17 protein-coding genes and 2 tRNA genes are annotated in these 18,014 nt (G+C 71.5%); 14 read left to right on the forward strand and 5 right to left on the reverse strand.

The features are described 5' to 3' along the window. Positions 1-440 precede the first annotated feature (440 nt). From H7A69_RS14800 to H7A69_RS14835, 8 genes are all read left to right on the forward strand, one after another. Positions 441-2,057: an ABC transporter substrate-binding protein gene (locus H7A69_RS14800; RefSeq protein WP_182047690.1), complete on the forward strand. Its 1,617-nt coding sequence runs from the start codon at positions 441-443 to the stop codon at positions 2,055-2,057. Between the two features lie 84 nt (positions 2,058-2,141). Continuing rightward, on the forward strand, positions 2,142-3,248 hold the full coding sequence (locus H7A69_RS14805) for an ABC transporter permease (RefSeq protein ID WP_182047691.1): 1,107 nt from the start codon (positions 2,142-2,144) through the stop codon (positions 3,246-3,248). A gap of 2 nt (positions 3,249-3,250) precedes the next feature. Further along, positions 3,251-4,249: an ABC transporter permease gene (locus H7A69_RS14810; RefSeq protein WP_182047693.1), complete on the forward strand. Its 999-nt coding sequence runs from the start codon at positions 3,251-3,253 to the stop codon at positions 4,247-4,249. Then, positions 4,246-5,931: an ABC transporter ATP-binding protein gene (locus H7A69_RS14815; protein WP_182047695.1), complete on the forward strand. Its 1,686-nt coding sequence runs from the start codon at positions 4,246-4,248 to the stop codon at positions 5,929-5,931. The genes H7A69_RS14810 and H7A69_RS14815 overlap by 4 nt, the downstream gene beginning before the upstream one ends. Positions 5,932-6,077: 146 nt before the next feature. Further along, entirely contained in the window at positions 6,078-7,010 is a 933-nt protein-coding gene (locus H7A69_RS14820) for an ATP-binding cassette domain-containing protein (RefSeq protein WP_069711098.1), read from the forward strand. Continuing rightward, entirely contained in the window at positions 7,007-8,020 is a 1,014-nt protein-coding gene (locus H7A69_RS14825) for a D-isomer specific 2-hydroxyacid dehydrogenase family protein (protein WP_182047697.1), read from the forward strand. The genes H7A69_RS14820 and H7A69_RS14825 overlap by 4 nt, the downstream gene beginning before the upstream one ends. A gap of 124 nt (positions 8,021-8,144) precedes the next feature. Next, a tRNA-Asn gene (locus H7A69_RS14830) sits at positions 8,145-8,217 on the forward strand. 124 nt (positions 8,218-8,341) lie between these two features. Continuing rightward, complete coding sequence (locus H7A69_RS14835) at positions 8,342-8,827, forward strand: hypothetical protein (protein ID WP_182047699.1); 486 nt, start codon at positions 8,342-8,344, stop codon at positions 8,825-8,827. 31 nt (positions 8,828-8,858) lie between these two features. On the opposite strand, the gene def is transcribed toward H7A69_RS14835, so the two are convergent. Further along, the gene (gene def, locus H7A69_RS14840; RefSeq protein WP_182047701.1) at positions 8,859-9,434 is read right to left on the reverse strand and encodes a peptide deformylase; all 576 of its coding nucleotides are present in this window, start codon (positions 9,432-9,434) and stop codon (positions 8,859-8,861) included. Between the two features lie 39 nt (positions 9,435-9,473). On the opposite strand from def, the gene H7A69_RS14845 reads away from it, so the two are divergent. The 6 genes from H7A69_RS14845 to H7A69_RS14870 all read left to right on the forward strand — a co-directional run bounded on the left by H7A69_RS14845 (position 9,474) and on the right by H7A69_RS14870 (position 14,491). Beyond that, complete coding sequence (locus tag H7A69_RS14845; RefSeq protein WP_182047703.1) at positions 9,474-10,385, forward strand: multidrug DMT transporter permease; 912 nt, start codon at positions 9,474-9,476, stop codon at positions 10,383-10,385. Positions 10,386-10,476: 91 nt separating this feature from the next. Next, positions 10,477-11,697 carry a glycosyltransferase gene (locus H7A69_RS14850; protein ID WP_182047704.1) on the forward strand — a complete coding sequence of 407 codons (1,221 nt, stop codon included), beginning with the start codon at positions 10,477-10,479 and terminating at the stop codon, positions 11,695-11,697. Positions 11,698-11,710: 13 nt separating this feature from the next. Then, positions 11,711-11,784: transfer RNA gene (locus tag H7A69_RS14855), tRNA-Ile, on the forward strand. Positions 11,785-11,863: 79 nt separating this feature from the next. Then, positions 11,864-12,934 (forward strand): AI-2E family transporter, encoded by a 1,071-nt coding sequence (locus tag H7A69_RS14860; protein ID WP_223246497.1) that lies wholly within the window; start codon positions 11,864-11,866, stop codon positions 12,932-12,934. Then, positions 12,931-13,818: a DUF1684 domain-containing protein gene (locus H7A69_RS14865; RefSeq protein ID WP_182047706.1), complete on the forward strand. Its 888-nt coding sequence runs from the start codon at positions 12,931-12,933 to the stop codon at positions 13,816-13,818. Before H7A69_RS14860 ends, H7A69_RS14865 begins: the two co-directional genes overlap by 4 nt. Positions 13,819-14,011: 193 nt before the next feature. Then, positions 14,012-14,491 (forward strand): DUF3145 domain-containing protein, encoded by a 480-nt coding sequence (locus H7A69_RS14870; protein ID WP_182047710.1) that lies wholly within the window; start codon positions 14,012-14,014, stop codon positions 14,489-14,491. A 198-nt stretch (positions 14,492-14,689) separates the two neighbouring features. Here the strand turns inward: H7A69_RS14870 and H7A69_RS14875 are convergent, their stop codons facing one another. The 4 genes from H7A69_RS14875 to H7A69_RS14890 all read right to left on the reverse strand — a co-directional run. Further along, positions 14,690-15,934, reverse strand: a complete 1,245-nt coding sequence (locus tag H7A69_RS14875) for a beta-ketoacyl-[acyl-carrier-protein] synthase family protein (RefSeq protein ID WP_069711090.1) — start codon at positions 15,932-15,934, stop codon at positions 14,690-14,692. A 152-nt stretch (positions 15,935-16,086) separates the two neighbouring features. Next, positions 16,087-16,335, reverse strand: coding sequence for an acyl carrier protein (locus tag H7A69_RS14880; RefSeq protein ID WP_058729431.1), 249 nt, complete (start codon positions 16,333-16,335; stop codon positions 16,087-16,089). A gap of 84 nt (positions 16,336-16,419) precedes the next feature. Beyond that, a complete protein-coding gene (locus H7A69_RS14885; protein WP_411469371.1) occupies positions 16,420-17,475 on the reverse strand; it encodes a beta-ketoacyl-ACP synthase III in 1,056 nt (351 codons plus the stop codon). Beyond that, a partial coding sequence (locus tag H7A69_RS14890; RefSeq protein WP_411469372.1) for an ACP S-malonyltransferase occupies positions 17,472-18,014 on the reverse strand: 543 nt, incomplete at its 5' end. The genes H7A69_RS14885 and H7A69_RS14890, both read right to left, overlap by 4 nt.

Here is an 18,014-nt window from a genome sequence, read left to right on the forward strand (position 1 = left end):
GCGGTCTGAGGCACGTCTGTCGCCCGCGGACGGCTCTGGCCACGCCTGCCCTGCGCGAGGCGCGGCGGATCGGGCGGGTGCGCCGGACGGGGCGGACCGCGGCGCCGAGCGAGCAGGACATGCCGCGTGCGAGGCGCCGGTCGGGCGGGAGTCGTCGGGTGACGGCGTCGAGCGTGACGGATCTGGCCCGTCCGCCGAGCCGACACCCACCGGACGCCGCCGTTGCAGCACGCAACAATGCTGCGCGACACGCCGGGGTTCGGCGCGCGCATCATGCGTCAAGGAGCGGCTCCGCGCATTACAAGGGTGTAAACAAATGTCCCTCGAATCGTGGCATTCCGTGTCAGGGTGGTAGCAATGAGCGTTCTCGTCGGGCCTCACAGTCGAACCACCGCCCGCCGAGGACCCCTTGCGAACCATCACCGAGAGAGAGAGCGGACATGGCATCCGTGACCAAGTGGGGCAAGCGCGGCATCGCGCTCGGCGCCGGTGCAGCAGCGACGGCGCTGGTGCTGACCGGCTGCGCGAGCAGCAGCGTCTCCGACACCGAACTGAACGGCATGAGCATCGGCACGACGGACAAGATCACGTCCCTCGACCCGGCCGGCTCGTACGACAACGGCTCCTTCGCCGTGCAGAACCAGGTGTTCCCGTTCCTGATGAACACCCCCGTCGGCAGCCCCGACGTCGAGCCGGACATCGCCCAGAGCGCCGAGTTCACGAACCCCACGACCTACACGGTGAAGCTCAAGAGCGGGCTGAAGTTCGCCAACGGCAACGAGCTCACGTCGAGCGACGTGAAGTTCTCGTTCGACCGTGAGCTCAAGATCAACAACGAGAACGGCCCGCAGTCCCTGCTCGCCAACCTCAAGAGCATCGACACCCCGGACGACACGACCGTGGTGTTCACCCTCGACCACGCCGACCAGACCTGGCCGCAGGTGCTCTCGAGCCCCGCCGGTCCGATCGTGGACGAGCAGGTCTTCTCCGCTGACGAGCTGACGCCGGCGGCGGACATCGTCAAGGGCAAGGCGTTCGCCGGGCAGTACGAGATCACCTCGTACAAGGAGAACGACACCATCCAGTACAAGGCGAACCCGAACTACGACGGGCTCCTCGGCAAGGCGAAGTCCGACCAGGTCACCGCCAGCTACTACACCAAGGAGACCGACCTCAAGCTCGCCGTGCAGAAGGGCGACGTCGACGTGGCGTACCGCTCCCTGACGCCGACCGACATCGCCGACCTCCGCAAGGACGACAAGCTGACGGTCACCGACGGCCCCGGCGGCGAGATCCGCTACATGGTCTTCAACCTCGACACGCAGCCGTTCGGCGCGAAGCAGTCCGACGCCGACGAGGCCAAGGCCCTCGCGGTGCGCCAGGCCGTCGCCGACGTGGTCGACCGTGCGTCGATCGCCAAGGAGGTCTACAACGACACCTACTCGCCCCTCTACTCGATGGTGCCGGACGGCCTGACGGGTGCGGCCAAGCCGTTCGAGGAGCTCTACGGCGACGGCAACGGCGGCGCGGACGTCGACAAGGCGAAGGAGACCCTGTCGAAGGCGGGCGTCACCGGCAAGGTCCAGATCGACCTGCAGTACTCGCCGGACCACTACGGTTCGACCTCGGACGACGAGTACGCGGCGATCAAGACGCAGCTCGAGAACTCCGGCCTCTTCACCGTCAACCTGCAGTCCACCGTCTGGACGACGTACTCCCAGGAGCGCGTGAAGGACGCCTACCCGGTGTACCAGCTCGGGTGGTTCCCGGACTTCTCCGACGCCGACAACTACCTGTCGCCGTTCTTCTCGAAGGACAACTTCGTCCAGAACCACTACGACGACGCGGAGATCCAGAAGCTCATCTCCGAGGAGCAGCAGGAGTCGGACGCGTCGAAGCGCGCCGACCTCATCGAGCAGGCACAGCAGCGTGAGGCCACGCAGATCTCGACGCTGCCGCTCCTGCAGGGCAAGTCCGTCGCGGTGGCCGCGAAGGACGTCAAGGGCCTGACCCTCGACTCGTCCTACAAGTTCCGCTACGCAACCCTCTCCAAGTAACACCGGCGTCGGCCCACGGGGGCGTTCCCACGAGGAACGCCCCCGTGGCCGCGTCCCGAACGGCACCGAAAGGCACCCGTCCCCGTGACCCTCAGCACCCCCGAGGCGACACCGGAGCTGGCCACCGACCCCACCAAGCCCCAGGCACAGCGACGTGCCCGTGGGCAGGGCGGCGGACTCGGCCGGTACATCCTGGTCCGCTTCCTCCTCATCTTCCCGACGGTGTTCATCCTGGTGACACTCGTCTTCTTCCTGATGCGCGTCATCGGCAACCCGATCACGGCCTCGGTCGGTGGTCGGCTCACCCCGTCGCAGCTGCAGGAACGCCTGCATGCCGCCGGGTACGACCGCCCGGTGTTCGTGCAGTACCTCGAGTACCTCGGCAACATCGTCCGCGGTGACTTCGGCACGACGTCCACCGACAACCGGCCGATCACCGAGATCATCGTCACGTACGGCGGGGCGACCGCCGAGCTCGTGTTCTGGGCGCTCATCGTGGCCCTCGTGCTCGGCATCCCGCTCGGGATGCTCGCGGCGTACGTCCGCGACAAGTGGCCGGACGTGCTCTTCCGCGCCCTCGCGATCCTCACCTACGCGACCCCGGTGTTCTTCGGTGGCCTGCTGCTCAAGCTCGTCTTCTCGGTGTGGCTCGGCTGGCTGCCGCTGGGCGACCGCGCCTCGACGCGGGTGTCGCTGATCCTCGACAACATCCCGGGCGCGACCGGCATCTACATCATCGACGCGCTCCGAACCGGCAACGCGCAGGTGATCGGCGACGTGCTGTCGCACGCCGTCCTGCCGGCACTGACCCTCGGTCTGCTCACCGCCGGGATCTTCCTCCGGCTCGTGCGCGCCAACATGATCGGCTCGCTCGGGTCCGAGTACGTCGACGCGGCTCGTTCGCGCGGCGTCCGGGAGGCGCGGCTCGTCCGCACGCACGCCTTCCGTCCGGCGCTGGTCCCGATCATCACCGTGATGGGGCTGCAGATCGCCATGCTGCTCGGCGGCTCGGTCCTCACCGAGACGACCTTCGGCTGGCGGGGGCTCGGCTTCGAGCTGAACCAGTACCTGTCGGCCCGCGACTTCGTCGCCGTGCAGGGCATCGTCGCGATGCTCGCGGTGATCGTCGCGGTTACGAACTTCGTCGTCGACGTCGTCGCGGCGCTCATCGACCCGAGAGTGAGGTTCTAGCGATGGCCGACACCTCGCTCGTCGACCGCCACGAGCCGCTCTGGAAGCGTCTCCCCGTGGTGGTCCAGCTCCGCAGGAGCACCGGCTGGCAGCGCGGCATGCTCGTCACCGGTGTGGTGATCTGCGCCCTGTACCTCGTCATCGCGATCGCCGCGCCGCTCATCGCCCCGTACGGCTTCGGCCAGCTGCAGGGCGCCGACGGCCAGAGCTTCCCCCGCACCGGCGCCCCGAGCGCCGAGCACCTCTGGGGCACCACGGTCGGCGGGTTCGACGTGTTCAGCCGTGTCGTGTTCGGCGCGCGAACCGCGGTCCTCGTCGTCATCGTCGCGGTGGTCGTCTCGATCAGCGTCGGCGTGGTCCTCGGCATGGTCTCCGGCTACATCGGCGGCTGGCTCGACCGCGTCCTCGTGGTCGTGGCGGACGCCATCTACGCGTTCCCGTCGCTGCTGCTCGCGATCGTCGTCTCGATCGTCATCTCCGGCGGCAACTCGAGCTACACCGGCGGCATCGTCGCGGCGGCGATCTCGATCACCGTCGTCTACGTGCCGCAGTACTTCCGGGTCGTCCGGGCCGAGGCGGTGCGCCTGAAGAACGAGGCGTTCGTCGAGTCGGCGCGGGTGATCGGCACGAACCCGTGGCGCATCATGACCCGGCACGTGCTCCGGAACTCCACGCGGTCGCTGCCGCTCATCCTCACGCTCAACGCGAGCGACGCGATCCTGACCCTGGCGGGCCTCGGCTTCCTGGGCTTCGGCATCGGACCGACCGCCGGCGCGGAGTGGGGCTACGACCTCAGCCGCGCCCTGTCCGACGTGGCGTCGGGTGTCTGGTGGACTGGTGTCTTCCCGGGCGTCGCGATCGTCGTGCTCGTGCTCGGCGTGACCTTCATCGGCGAGAGCCTCAACGACATCTCGGACCCGCGCCTCCGCGCACGTCGTCGCCTGAAGCAGCTGGTGTCGACGAAGCAGCGGGGCACCGGCACGGAAGGAGCGGCGGCATGACCGACGCGACGCACGACCAGCAGGGCGGTCCCGTCGCCGTCGTCGACGACCTGACCGTCACCTTCGCGACCGACAACGGTGCCGTCGACGCGGTGAAGGGCGTCAGCCTCGACGTCCGCCCGGGCGAGGTCCTCGCCCTCGTCGGCGAGTCGGGGTCCGGCAAGTCGGTCACGGCCCGCAGCATGCTGCGGCTCATGCCCGAGACCGCGACGCTCGGCGGTGCGGTGTACCTCGACGGCACCGATGTCGTGTCGGTCGGGGCCGCGAAGCTCCGCGAGCTCCGCGGGACCGCCGGCGCGATGGTCTTCCAGGAGCCGTCGACCGCCCTCAACCCGGTGTTCACGGTCGGGTGGCAGATCGCCGAGGGGCTCCGCGCCCACGGCGGCGTCGGGAAGAAGGAGGCGCGCGCGAAGGCGATCGACTACCTGCGCCGCGTCGGCATCCCGGACCCGGAGAAGCGGGTCGACCACTACCCGCACCAGTTCTCGGGCGGGCAGAAGCAGCGCGTCGTGATCGCGAGTGCGCTCGCCCTCGAGCCGAGCGTCATCATCGCCGACGAGCCGACCACGGCACTCGACGTCACCGTGCAGGCCGAGATCCTCGACCTGCTCCGGCGCTGCCGCGACGAGTTCGGCGCGGCGATCGTGATCATCACGCACAACATGGGCGTCGTCGCCGACCTCGCCGACCGTGTCGCGGTCATGTACCAGGGCGAGGTCGTCGAGGAGGCGCCCGTCGCGCAGCTGTTCGCGTCGCCGCAGGCGGACTACACGAAGCGCCTGCTCGCCGCCGTGCCCCGGCTCGAGGCGTCGACGGGCACCGCCCGCCGTGCCGCGATCGCGTCCGAGGTCGCGCCGCTCGTCAGCGCGAAGGGCCTCGAGATCGAGTACCCGGGCCGCCTGGGTGCGCCGGCCTTCCGGGCCGTGAAGGGCGTCGACCTCGACATCCGGCCCGGCGAGGTGCTCGGCCTGGTGGGGGAGTCCGGTTCCGGCAAGACCACGATCGGCCGGGCCATCGCGGGCCTGACCCGGATCACCGGCGGGTCGCTCGACGTCCTCGGCACGGAGATGCTCGGGTACCGCGAGCGGGACTTCAAGCGGCACCGCAAGGACATCGGGTTCGTCTTCCAGGACCCGGCGACCTCGTTCAACCCGCTCCTCACCATCGCCGAGTGCGTCGCCGAACCGCTCGTCGTGCACGGCGAGGTGCGGAACCCGCGTGCCGCCCGCAAGCGGGTCGGGGAACTGCTCGAGATGGTGCAGCTGCCGGCGTCCTACGGCGACCGGTACCCGCACGAGCTGTCCGGCGGACAGCGGCAGCGCGCTTCGCTCGCGCGGTCGATCGCCCTCCGGCCGAAGCTGCTCGTGGCGGACGAGCCGACGAGCGCGCTCGACGTGTCGGTGCAGGCGCGGGTGCTCGAGCTCTTCCTGGAGCTCCAGCAGGACCTCGGGTTCGCATCGCTGTTCATCAGCCACGACCTCGCCGTCGTCGGCGCCCTGTCCGACCGGATCGCGGTGCTCTACCGCGGCGACCTGGTTGAGACCGGCACGACGGCCGAGGTCCTCGGCGCCCCGCAGCACCCCTACACGCAGCGGCTCCTGGCGTCGCTGCCCGTGCCGGACCCGGCGGAACAGGCGGAGCGACGGCGTACGCTGGTCGAACTGGAGAACGCCGGGTCCTGACCCGACGTGACCGGACGGGAGGCGCGACCCGCGTCGTCGACGCGCGTCGCGCCTCCCGTCCGTCGCCTCCACCGCACCACACAGGACGTGTCCGCTGATCCCGGTCCGTCGCACACCGTCGCCAGGGGCGGCGCGGAAGGGGACCCATGATCGCGGTGAACGGCCCGGCGGTCGTCGCAGACGACGTGTCGATCGAGTACCGGGGCGTGCGCGGCTCGGCACCGATCCGGGCGGTGGACGGCGTCAGCCTCACCGTCCGACAGGGCGAGATCCTGGCGCTCCTCGGGGAGTCCGGGTCCGGGAAGTCCACGTTCGCGGCCGCCGTCGCGGGGCAGCTCGGTGCCACCGGCGAGGGCGAGGGTGCACACCGTCGCCAGGTCGTCGGCGGTGAGCTCACCGTCCTCGGGCAGAAGGTCCGCGGGCTCCGGCCGGCGTCACGCAAGGCGCAGCGCCTGACCGGCCGCATCGGGTACCTGCCGCAGGACGCCGCCGACCGGCTCAGCCCCGACCTGACCGTCGGCGAGGCCATCGCGGAGCCCATCTACGTGCGGGACCGCCGCTTCGATCGCAAGCAGGCCGGCCTCATGGTGGCGCGCCTGGTCGACGCCGTGCACCTGCCGCTCGGTGTCATGCGCCTCAACACCTGGGAGCTCTCGAGCGGACAGCGGCAGCGCGTCGCCCTGGCCCGTGCGCTCGTCCTCGAGCCCCAGCTCCTCGTCGCCGACGAACCGGCGCGCGGCGTCGACGTCCTCGTCCGCCAGTCCGTGCTCGAGGCGCTCGCGAACCTGCAGGTCGGGCGACAGTTCTCGGCGGTGGTGGTGTCGAGCGACCTCCGCGAGGCCCGTGCCCTCGCCGACCGCGTCGGCATCATGGCCGAGAGTCGCCTGGTCGGTCTCGGCACCTTCGACGAGGTCCTCGACAACCCCGTCGACCCCTACGTCAAGACCCTCGCCGCGACCGCCGCGCGACCGGTGAAGCGTCGGCCCGCCGCGCCGGCTGCACCGCGCCGCTCGTCCGCTCCACGTCGACCGGTCGCCGCGGGCACCGGTCCCCGCTCCGACCGTCAGGAGAACGCATGAGCCCCACCGCCCCGTCCGGCACCCGCGGCCACCGTGCGGTCGTCACCGACGCCGGGGCACCGCTGCCGGTCGACCCGCCGACGGCCGGGCCGGTGGCGATCCTGCCGCGGTCGGCCGACCTGCACGTCGAGGCGGTCCGGTCGGCGGGCGGCACGGTGGGGGAGCTCGGAGACGACACACGCGGCATCGTGTGGCTCGACGCGCGCGACCCCGACGGGCTCGCGGCAGCACTGTCCCGCGCTCCCGGGGTCGGCTGGGTGCAGCTGCCCTTCGCCGGCGTCGACGCCTTCGCGCACCTCATCGCGGAGCACGGTGACCGGGTGCTGTTCACCTCGGCGAAGGGCGCCTACGCGGAACCCGTCGCCGAGCACGCGCTCGCGCTGACGCTCGGGACCCTCCGGGTGCTGCAGCAGCGGGCCCGGGCGACGTCGTGGGCCACCGAGCCCGAGGGGGTCTCGCTCTACGGGCGGAACGTCGTCGTGGTCGGCGCGGGCGGCATCGCGCTCGAGTACATCCGACTGGTGGCGCCGTTCGAGGTGTCCGTGACGGTGGTGCGCCGGTCGTCGGACCCGGTGCCGGGCGCCGACCGCACGGTGACGACCGACGCGCTCGACGACGTGCTGCCGGACGCCGACGTCGTCGTGGTCGCCGCGGCGATGACCGCGGGGACGTCGAAGCTGTTCGGGGCGGAGCAGTTCCGCATCATGAAGTCCTCCGCACGGCTCGTGAACATCGCGCGCGGCGGCCTGGTCGACACCGACGCGCTCGTGACCGCGCTCCGCGAGGGGCAGATCGCCGCAGCGGGACTCGACGTGACCGACCCCGAGCCGCTGCCGGACGGGCACCCGCTCTGGAGCGAGCCCGGAGCGATCATCACGCCGCACCAGGCGGACACGCCGGACATGGTGGCGCCGCTCCTCGCCGAGCGGGTGCGGACGAACACCGGGGCGTTCCTGTCCGGGACGGGCGACGGCTTCGTCGGGGTCGTGGACCCGGGCGCCGGCTACTGACGGACCCCGTGCGGGCCGCGGTGGACACGGCGCGCCCGGGATGCGTGGTGGATGCACGGGCCGGGCTCGGGGTGCTGCTATGCTGTTACCCGTTGTTCGCACGACATTCGCCAGCGGACAGTGATCCTCGATAGCTCAATTGGCAGAGCAGCCGGCTGTTAACCGGCAGGTTGTTGGTTCGAGTCCAACTCGGGGAGCAGGAGACGAGGCCCTCACCGATCACGGTGGGGGCCTCGGTCGTTGCGGCGGCGTCCGCGGAGCCGAGGCTCGGCTTCCGGCCTTCGCAGGTGCGACGCGGCCGGAAGCTGTTAGCGTTCACAGGTGATCACCGCCCGTCGAGCCCTCGCAGCGGGACTCGTCGTCCTCGGCGCCCTGGGCCTGAGCGCGTGCACGACGGGGCAGACCGAGCCCGAGGAGTCGCTCGACGGCACGACCCAGGCCGAGGTCTCGGCCTCCGGCAGCGCACCGATCGTCTTCGCGTTCGTCTGCTCGACCGATGCCGGTGAGGTGACGGAGACCTTCACGACGTACGCCGCGGCGTGGGAGGCGGAGCGGGCCGACTGCACCGCCAAGCCCATCACGGGGTCCTCGATGTCGGCGCAGCAGCAGGCTGCCGTCCGGGCCACCGACGACCACGTCGACCTGCGGGAGCTCGCGGCGACCTGCGCGGAGCGCGGTGTCGCGCCGTGGGACACGGCGGTCACCACGGACGAGCAGGCACACCTGGCGGCCGGGCTCCTCGAGTACTGCCCCGGACACCCGGAACACGACCACCTGCGCCGGGCGCTGGCGACCTACCGGGGCTGAGCCGCGCCTCCCGTCCGGCGGCTGCGCGCCGTCAGCCCTCGGGGTGGTCGCGCCCGGGGAGCCAGGACTTGCCGGGCGTGCCCCAGCTGCTCTTCCGGACCGCCTTGACCGCCTGCTTGGCGTACGGGTGCACCAGGCGGTCGGCGTAGAGGACACCGTCGAGGTGGTCGTACTCGTGCTGGAAGATGCGCGCGAGCCACCCGTGCGCCTCGACCTCGAACGGGGTGCCCTCGGCGTCGACCGCGCGGAGGAGGACGCCCTCGGCGCGGCGGAGCGGGAAGCGCTCCCCGGGGATCGAGAGGCAGCCCTCGGACTCGTCGTCCTCGTCGAGCTCCTCGACCGACTCGGGCACGAGGGGGCTGGTCCAGAGGACCGGGTTCACCGCGACGCCGCGGTGCAGGACCTCGTCGTCGTCGGTCCACGAGTACACGAAGAGCCGCTTGCCGACGCCGACCTGCGGCCCGGCCAGCCCCACGCCGGGCGCGAGGTCCATGGTCGCGAACATGTCGTCGACCAGCGCGCGCAGGTCGTCGTCGAACTCGGTGACCTCGGCGGCACGCTCGTGGAGGACGGGTTCACCGGTGATGCGGATGGGGAGGACGGGCATTCACCCAGGTTATCCGGGCAGCACCGGTAGCCTCGTCGCGTGACGACGGACCTGCCGATCCCGGAAGCGGTCAACCTGACCCCGTTCCAGGCCCTGATGATCCCGGTCGCGCTCGTCGGCGCCGTCTTCCTCTCCCTCGGTGCGCAGTACCAGAGCCGCGGGGTGCAGCGGGTGGAGGCGCGGCTCGGTCGCCAGTCGAAGGGGCTCTCGGTCCGGCACGTCGTCGGGCTGCTGACGAGCGGCTGGTGGGTGCTCGGCACCCTCATGCTCGGTCTCGCGGTCGTCCTGCAGCTCATCAGCATCACCAACGCGCCGCTCATCGTCGTGCAGCCCCTCGGTGCGGTGGCCCTCGTCATCACCACGTGGTTCTCGTCGCGGTCGACGGGCGTCCCCCTCGGGCAGCAGGCTCGCCGCGCGGTGTGGACCTGCATCGTCGGTGTCGGCATCTTCGTCGCCATCGCCGCGGTCGTCGGCCGCGAGAGCGCGATCAGCCGCCAGCAGCTCGTCACGATCCTGGTGGTCCTGGCGGTGGTCCTCGTCGTCGTCCTGGTCTCCTTCCGCTTCGCGGCGAAGCGTGCCAGCGCGCTGTACTACATCGTCGGCGCCGGTGTGCTCTACGGCTTCGTCGCCACGCTCGCCAAGGTCGTGCTCAACCGTTTCCTCAGCGGGACCTTCGACTGGCTGACCGCGATCGCGGTCGTCGGGGTGATCGGTGCCGCGGCACTCGGCGGGTACTTCGTGCAGAACGCCTACTCGAGCGGCTCCGCGGACCTGGTCATCGCCGGGCTGACGGTGATCGACCCGATCGTCGCGGTCGGCATCGGCGTGATCGTGCTCGGCGAGGCTGCGGGCGCGCCGTGGATCGCCGTCCTCGGGTTCCTCGTCGCCGCGGTGATCGCCATCACGGGCGTCTTCCTGCTCGCCAAGCACCACCCGCAGACCCGGAGCTGAGCGGCGGCGGGATCCGCCGCGGGGCGGACGCGGCCTGCCGGCACGGTGCGGTACCGTCGAGGACCGACCAGCAACCGCCCACGAGAGGACGATGCCAGCCGTGTCAGAGGACGCCACCACCGCCACCGCCCACGCGACGGGTGCGACCGGCGGAACCCGACCGCTCCGCGTCCTCATCGCGGCGGACACCTTCCCGCCGGACGTGAACGGCGCCGCGACCTTCGCCGAGCAGCTGGCCGTCGGTCTCGCCGAACGCGGGCACGAGGTGCACGTCGTCGCCCCGTCGCCGACCCCGAACCACGGCAGCTTCGACGAGGAGCACCGCGGCGTCACGCTCACCGTGCACCGGCTGAAGTCGCACAAGTGGCCGTGGCACGCCTGGTTCCGCTTCGTGTGGCCGTGGACGATCCGCCCCCGGACCGCACCGATCCTCGACGCGGTGCAGCCTGACGTCGTCCACATCCAGTCGCACCTCCTCGTCGGTCGCGGCATCGTGCAGGAGGCGCACGCCCGGGGCATCCGGATCATCGGCACGAACCACTTCATGCCGGAGAACCTGCTCGACTACATGCCCTTCGGGCCGCGCACGCTGCCCGTCGCCCTGAAGATCGCCTGGCGGGACGCCGCGAAGACCTACCGGCTCGCCGACGCGGTCACCGCGCCGACGGTGCTCGCGGCCGACTACCTCCGCGACGCGATCGCCGGGCAGCAGGTCCTCGCGATCTCGTGCGGCATCGACGCCACCCGGTACACCGCGCGGAACGGGCGTCCGGCGGGCAACGACATCGTCTTCGTCGGCCGGGTCGCCCCGGAGAAGAACCTCGACGTCCTGATCCGGGCGCTGCCGCTGCTGCCGGCCGAGCTGCACGCGACGGTGACGATCGTCGGCGGCGGCGAGATGATCCCGAAGCTGACCGCCCTGGTGCGCGAGCTCGGGCTGGAGGACCGCGTGCGGTTCGCCGGGTTCGTCTCCGACGAGGAGAAGCGTCGGGCCCTGACGAACGGCACCGTATTCGCGATGCCGTCGACGGCCGAGCTGCAGAGCATCTCGTCGCTCGAGGCGATGGCGTCCGGGCTCCCCGTCGTCGCCGCGGACTCGATGGCACTGCCGCACCTGATCGACGGCAACGGGTACCTGTTCCGTCCGGGCGACGTGCACGACCTCGCCGCGAAGCTGACGCAGGTGCTGACCGCTCCGGACGAGGAGTACGAGGCGATGCGCGCGCGCAGCCTGACGATGATCGAGGCGCACGACATCAACCGCACGCTCGCGACGTTCGAGGCGCTGTATCGTGGGGAGCCGGTGGCCTGAGGGTCGCCGGCGAGGGGCGGTAGCCAAGCTGGTCAAGGCACTCGGCTCATAACCGAACGATCGCGGGTTCAAGTCCCGCCCGCCCTACGTGCACCTGCCCAGGAAACGGAACGCCCCGGCCGCGCAAGGCCCGGCCCCGGACGACCACAGCCCGACACCGAACGTGGTGTTCGAGACGACGTCCGCGGGCACCGGCGTGCGCGTCAACGCCTTCCGGATCGGCTTCATGGGCGCCCTCGGCGTGCTCATCGCCCTGGTCGCGGGCTCGATCGTGCACCAGCTCAGCACGGTGCTGGTCTACATCGGCGTCGCACTCTTCCTGTCGCTCGGCATCGACCCGCTCGTCTCGTTCCTCGAGCGCTTCATCCCGCGGTGGTCGGCGATCACGATCGTCGTCGTCGGCGTCCTGGCGGCGTTCGCGGGCGTGGTGTTCGCGGTGGTGCCGATCCTCATCCAGCAGGCGACGAACCTGATCCAGAACTTCCCCGAGATCGTGCAGGACATCTCGCGGCAGGACTGGGTGCAGGACCTGTCGCGACAGTTCGCCGGGTCGTTCGACATCAACCACTCCCTGGAGTCGCTGCAGTCCTTCGTCGAGGACCCGGGCAACCTGCTCAGCCTCGGCGGCGGCATCCTGGCGGTGGGCAGCGGCATCCTGTCCGGCCTGACCGGCGCCGTCATCGTCATCATCCTGATGCTGTACTTCCTGGCGTCGATGCGCGGCCTGAAGTCGATGACCTACCGCTTCGTCCCGGCGTCGCGCCGGCAGAACTTCGTCGACGTCAGCGAGCAGATCACCCAGGCCGTGGGCCGCTACGTCGTCGGGCAGATCAGCCAGGCGCTCATCAACGGCATCCTCAGCCTGGTCTTCCTGCTCGTCATCGGCGCGCCGTTGCCGGTGCTGCTGGCGACCTTCGCGTTCCTCGGCTCGCTCATCCCGCTCGTCGGCACGGTGGCCGCAGCGGCCGTGATCTCGCTGCTCTGCCTGTTCGCCTCGCCGGCGACGGCCCTGGCCGCAGCGATCTACTACCTCGTGTACATGCAGGTCGAGGCGTACGTCATCTCCCCGCGCATCATGTCGCGCGCCGTGCAGGTGCCCGGAGCCCTCGTGGTGATCGCGGCCGTCGCGGGCGGGACGATCGGCGGCGTGCTCGGCGCCCTCGTCGCGGTGCCGGCAGCCGCCTCGGCGATCATCATCGTGCAGAAGGTCATCTACCCCCGACAGGAGCAGGCGTGACCGAGACCCTCGGCGAGCACGTCGCCGCCCGGGACGCCTGGGCCCGCAGCGCTCGCGGACCCCTCGCGCTCGTCAACGCGCAGGCGGTCGACCGACCGCAGCCGGTGTGGCCGGTCGCCGGGACGTGGGCCCCGGCGGTCGGTGGCCTCGCCGTGACGGCCGCGATCGGCGACGGCGTCGTCGTCGACGGGGACCCGGTGGACGGGACGGTCCTCGTCGCCGGTGACACCGCGGTGGTGCCGTCGACGGTCGTGTTCCGCGACGGCCTCGCCGGGATGGTGCACGGCACCACCCTCCGGGTCTGGGATCCCGCCTCCGACGCAGTCGCCCGCTTCGCCCGCATCGACCGCTTCGCGGCCCGGCCGGGCGGCTGGGTCACGCGCGGGCGGTACGAACCCTGGTCCGGCCGGGAGGCACCCGGTCACCTCACCGACGCCGCCGGCGACCCGCTGCCGGTCGCGGGTGCGATCGAGACCACCATCGACGGGACGACGGTGCGCATGACGGCGGTCCGGTCTGCGCCGTTCCACGGCCGACGCCGGCTGCAGCTCATCGTGCAGGACACGACGAGCACGCTGCCCGAGGACGACGCCGGGAGCTCGTACTCGATGGGACGCTTCCTGTACCTCGACGACCCCGAGCAGCCCGATCGGTCTGCGCAGTACGACCGGTCCGCGCAGCCCGATCGGTCTGAGCAGCCCGATCGGCCCGGCGGTTCCGGTCCGTTCGACGTGACGCTCGACTGGGAGCGCCTGGTCCTGCCGCCCTGCGCCTTCTCGTACCAGTACGCCTGCCCCGTCCCGCCCGAGGAGAACCGCCTGCCGGTGGCACTCACCGCGGGGGAGCGGCACCCCGTCGACGCGTCCGGCGCCGTCCTGCACTGACCGGTCCCGCACTGAGCCGGATCCCGCTCGTTGCCCGGGTGTGGCGCTCCCAGCCCGGACGCTGCATAATGGGCGTGTCCGCGAGGACATCACAATCAGATACCGAAGTTCCGTACCGGGACTCCGCACCACAGGTCGATGGGGAAGTCGCACCTGACGAAGCGGAGGAATCGTGAACGGAACGACGACAGGAGTGCTCTACGTGCACTCCTCACCACGCGCGCTCTGCCCGCACGTCGAATGGGCGGCCGGTCGCGCGATGAGCCGTGCCGTGAACTTCTCGTGGCTCGACCAGCCAGCGCTCGACGGTTCCCGTCGGACCGAGTTCACCTGGACGGGGCAGGTCGGCACCGGTGCGGCGATCGCCTCTGCCCTGCGCGGGTGGGAGCACCTCCGGTACGAGGTGACCGAGGAACCCACCGAGGGATCCGACGGTGGTCGCTGGATGCACACGCCGGACCTCGGCGTGTTCTTCGCGCAGACGGACGTGTCCGGCAACATGGTCGTGCCCGAGGACCGGGTCCGCTACGCGATGGAGGTCGCGGGCAGCAACGCCCTCGAGCTGCACCGTGAGCTCCGGCTCGCGCTCGGCCAGGCGTGGGACGACGAGCTCGAGCCGTTCCGCCACGCGGCCGAGGGCAACCCCGTCGTCTGGCTCCACCGCGTCGGCTGACGCGCCGTCTGCCGACCACGGGCCGGCCGCGAGACTCGGTCTGCGCGACACTCCTCGGGCGCAGCAGCACGAGCGGTGTCGCACACGGCGAGACTCGGGCGTCCCCTCCAGCGCCCGAGCCGGCCACGCGACGACCGAGGCCCGCCCTGCGGACGCAGGACGGGCCTCCCGGCCGTCGCGGACGGACCGCTGACGTGCTCAGGCCGTGCGGAACGCCACCACGGCGTTGTGGCCGCCGAAGCCGAACGAGTTGCTCACGGCGAGCAGGTCGCCCGCGGGCAGTTCGCGCGGCGCGGTCGCGACGTCCATGACGATCTCCGGGTCCTGCTGGGTGAGGTTGATCGTCGGCGGGGCGACGCGCTCGTGCAGGGCGAGGACGGTGAACACGGCCTCGATCGCGCCGGCGCCACCGAGCAGGTGCCCGGTCGACGCCTTCGTGGCGGACACGACGATGTCGTCGAGGTGGTCGCCGAAGACCCGGCGCATCGCGTGGTACTCCGCGACGTCACCGACCGGGGTCGACGTGGCGTGCGCGTTGACGTGGATGACGTCCTCGCGGGCGGCACCGGCGTGCTCGAGGGCCGTGATGACCGCACGGGCGGCGGCGCTGCCCTCCGGGTCCGGCGCGGTGATGTGGAACGCGTCCGAGGTGATGCCGGACCCGGCGACCTCGGCGTAGATCTTCGCGCCGCGCGCCTCGGCGTGCTCCTTCGACTCGAGGATGAGCGCCGCGGCGCCGTCGCCGAGGACGAAGCCGTCACGCGTCACGTCGTACGGACGCGAGGCGGTCTCGGGGGAGTCGTTGCGACGCGAGAGCGCCTGCATGGACGCGAACGCGGCGAGGGGCAGCGGGTGCAGCGCGGCCTCCGCGCCACCGGCGATGACGATGTCCGCCTCGCCGTTCGCGACGTGGCGGTAGGCCTCGGCCAGCGACTCGGTGGACGAGGCGCAGGCGGAGAGGTACGTGCGGGCACCGCCACGGGCGCCGAACTCCATCTCGATGGCGGCGGCGGGGCCGTTCGCCATGAGCATCGGGACCGTCATCGGCAGGACGCGGCGCGGGCCCTTCTCGCGGAGGGTGTCCCAGGCGTCGAGCAGCGTGTTGACGCCGCCGATGCCGGTCGCCCAGTCGACGATGAGGCGCTCGGGGACGACGGTCTCGGGGTCGATGCCCGCGTCGGCCCACGCCTCACGCGCGGCGACGAGCGAGAGCTGCGACGAGGGGTCGAGACGCTTCGACTCGGGGCGCGTCAGCTGGTCGGTGAGGAAGCGGCGCGCCTGGCCGGCGAACTCGACGGGGATCTCGAGGTCGGCGTAGCGCTCGTCCTCGATGCGGGTGATGCCGGACTTCCCGGCGAGCAGCGCCTCCCACGTCTCCGGGGCGGTCGCGGCGAGGGGTGTGATCGCACCGATCCCGGTGACGACGACGGTCTTGTTGGTCATGGAACGACGTGTTCTTTCGTGTGGACTGGCCGGGCGCCGGTGGACGCCCGTCCGTTCGGTCGAGCGCGGGTCAGCGCGCGACCGCTGGGGTGAACGAGACGAGCGCCGCGGACCGCGGGGTGTCCGCGGCCGCGGCGCTCAGGAAGCTCGCGTCAGGCCTGGGCCTTGGTGATGTAGTCGACGGCGTCGCCCACGGTCTTGAGGTTCTTGACCTCTTCGTCCGGGATCTTCACGTCGAACTTCTCCTCGGCGTTCACGACGATGGTCATCATCGAGATGGAGTCGATGTCTAGGTCGTCGGTGAACGACTTGTCGGCGGCGACGGTGTCGGTCGCGATGCCGGTCTCGTCGTTGATCAGCTCGGCCAGGCCGGCGAGGACTTCTTCGTTGGACAGGGCCATGGGTGTTCTCCTTGAGGGGGGTGTCGTTTGACCGTGGACCAGCCTAGGGCACGGGCACCGCCCGCGCCCGGAAGGCGCGGGGGACTAGGGGAGGACGACGACCTGCGCGCCGAACACGAGACCGGCGCCGAAGCCGATCTGCAGCGCGAGGCCGCCGGACAGCTCCGGGTGCTCCTCGAGCAGCCGGTGCGTGGCGAGCGGGATGCTCGCGGCGGACGTGTTGCCCGTCGTGGTGATGTCGCGGGCGATCGTCACCGTGTCGGGGAGACCGAGCTGCTTGGCGAACTCGTCGATGATGCGGATGTTCGCCTGGTGCGGCACGAAGGCGGCGAGGTCCTCCGGACGGATGCCCGCGGTCTCCAGCGCCTCCCGGGCGACCTTCACCATCTCCCACACCGCCCAGCGGAAGACCGTCTGCCCGGCCTGACGCATGGTGGGGCGCGGGGCGCCGGCCGCCCACTCGTTGTAGGTCGCGGTCATGCCGATCGCGTCCCACTTCGAGCCGTCCGAGCCCCAGATCGTCGGGGCGATGCCCGGGAAGTCGCTCGGGCCGACCACCGCGGCACCCGCACCGTCGCCGAGCAGGAACGAGATCGACCGGTCGGTCGGGTCGACGACGTCGCTCAGCTTCTCGGCGCCGACGACCAGCACGTGGTCGGCGAGCCCGGACTTGATGAACGAGTCGGCCTGGGCGATGCCGTAGGCGTAGCCGGCGCACGCGGCGCTGACGTCGTACGCGGCGGCAGGCGTCGCGCCGATCCGCTCGGCCAGGAGCGAGGCCATCGACGGGGTCGCGACGGTGTGGGTCACGGTGCTGACGAGGACGACGCCGATCTGGTCGGGCGTGATGCCGGCCTTCTCGATCGCCTCGCGCGCGGCGGCCTCGGCGAGGTCGACGGCCTCGACGTCGGCGCCGGCGCGCTTGCGCGTGACGATGCCGGTCCGCTGCCGGATCCACTCGTCGGACGAGTCGATCGGCCCGACGAGGTCGTCGTTCGGCACGACGTTCTCGCCGCGGGCGGCGCCGAACGCCAGGATGCGGGTGAACTCGTGGCCGCGACGCTGCTGGAGCATCGGCCGGGAGGCGCGGCTCGTCGCCGCCCCGTCGGCTGCGGTGGTCGGGGTGGTGCTGTCGGTCATGCGGGTGCGTCTGCTTCCTGGCCTGCGGTCTCGCCGTCGCGCTGCAGCAGCTCGATCGCTGCGGGCAGGTCGTCGGGGGTCTTGATGGCGACGGAGGGCGTCCCGCGCAGGCCGCGCTTGGCGAGGCCGACGAGGGCGCCGGCCGGCGCGAGCTCGATGATGCCGGTTACGCCGGCGGCCGCGAACGACTCCATCACGGCGTCCCAGTGCACGGGGTTGGCGATCTGACGGACCATGAGGTCGACGAAGCGGCGGCCGTCCTCCACGCGGGAGCCGTCGGCGTTGGTCCAGATCGGCAGCGTGGGGTCCTGCACAGTGGCGGCGGCGGCGACGGGGGCGACCCGGTCGACCGCGGGCGCCATGAAGCGCGTGTGGAAGGCGCCGGCGACCGCGAGCGGGATCACCCGCGCCTTCGCGGGCGGCTCGGCGGCGAGGGCGGCGATGCCGTCGGCGGGGCCGGCGACGACGGTCTGCCCGCCGCCGTTGTGGTTCGCCGGCACGGGGGCGCGCTGCGCGGGAGATCCGGAGAGCGGCGGGGG

The sequence above is a fragment of the Curtobacterium sp. ME26 genome, assembly GCF_903970945.1.
GTDB classification, from domain to species: domain Bacteria; phylum Actinomycetota; class Actinomycetes; order Actinomycetales; family Microbacteriaceae; genus Curtobacterium; species Curtobacterium citri.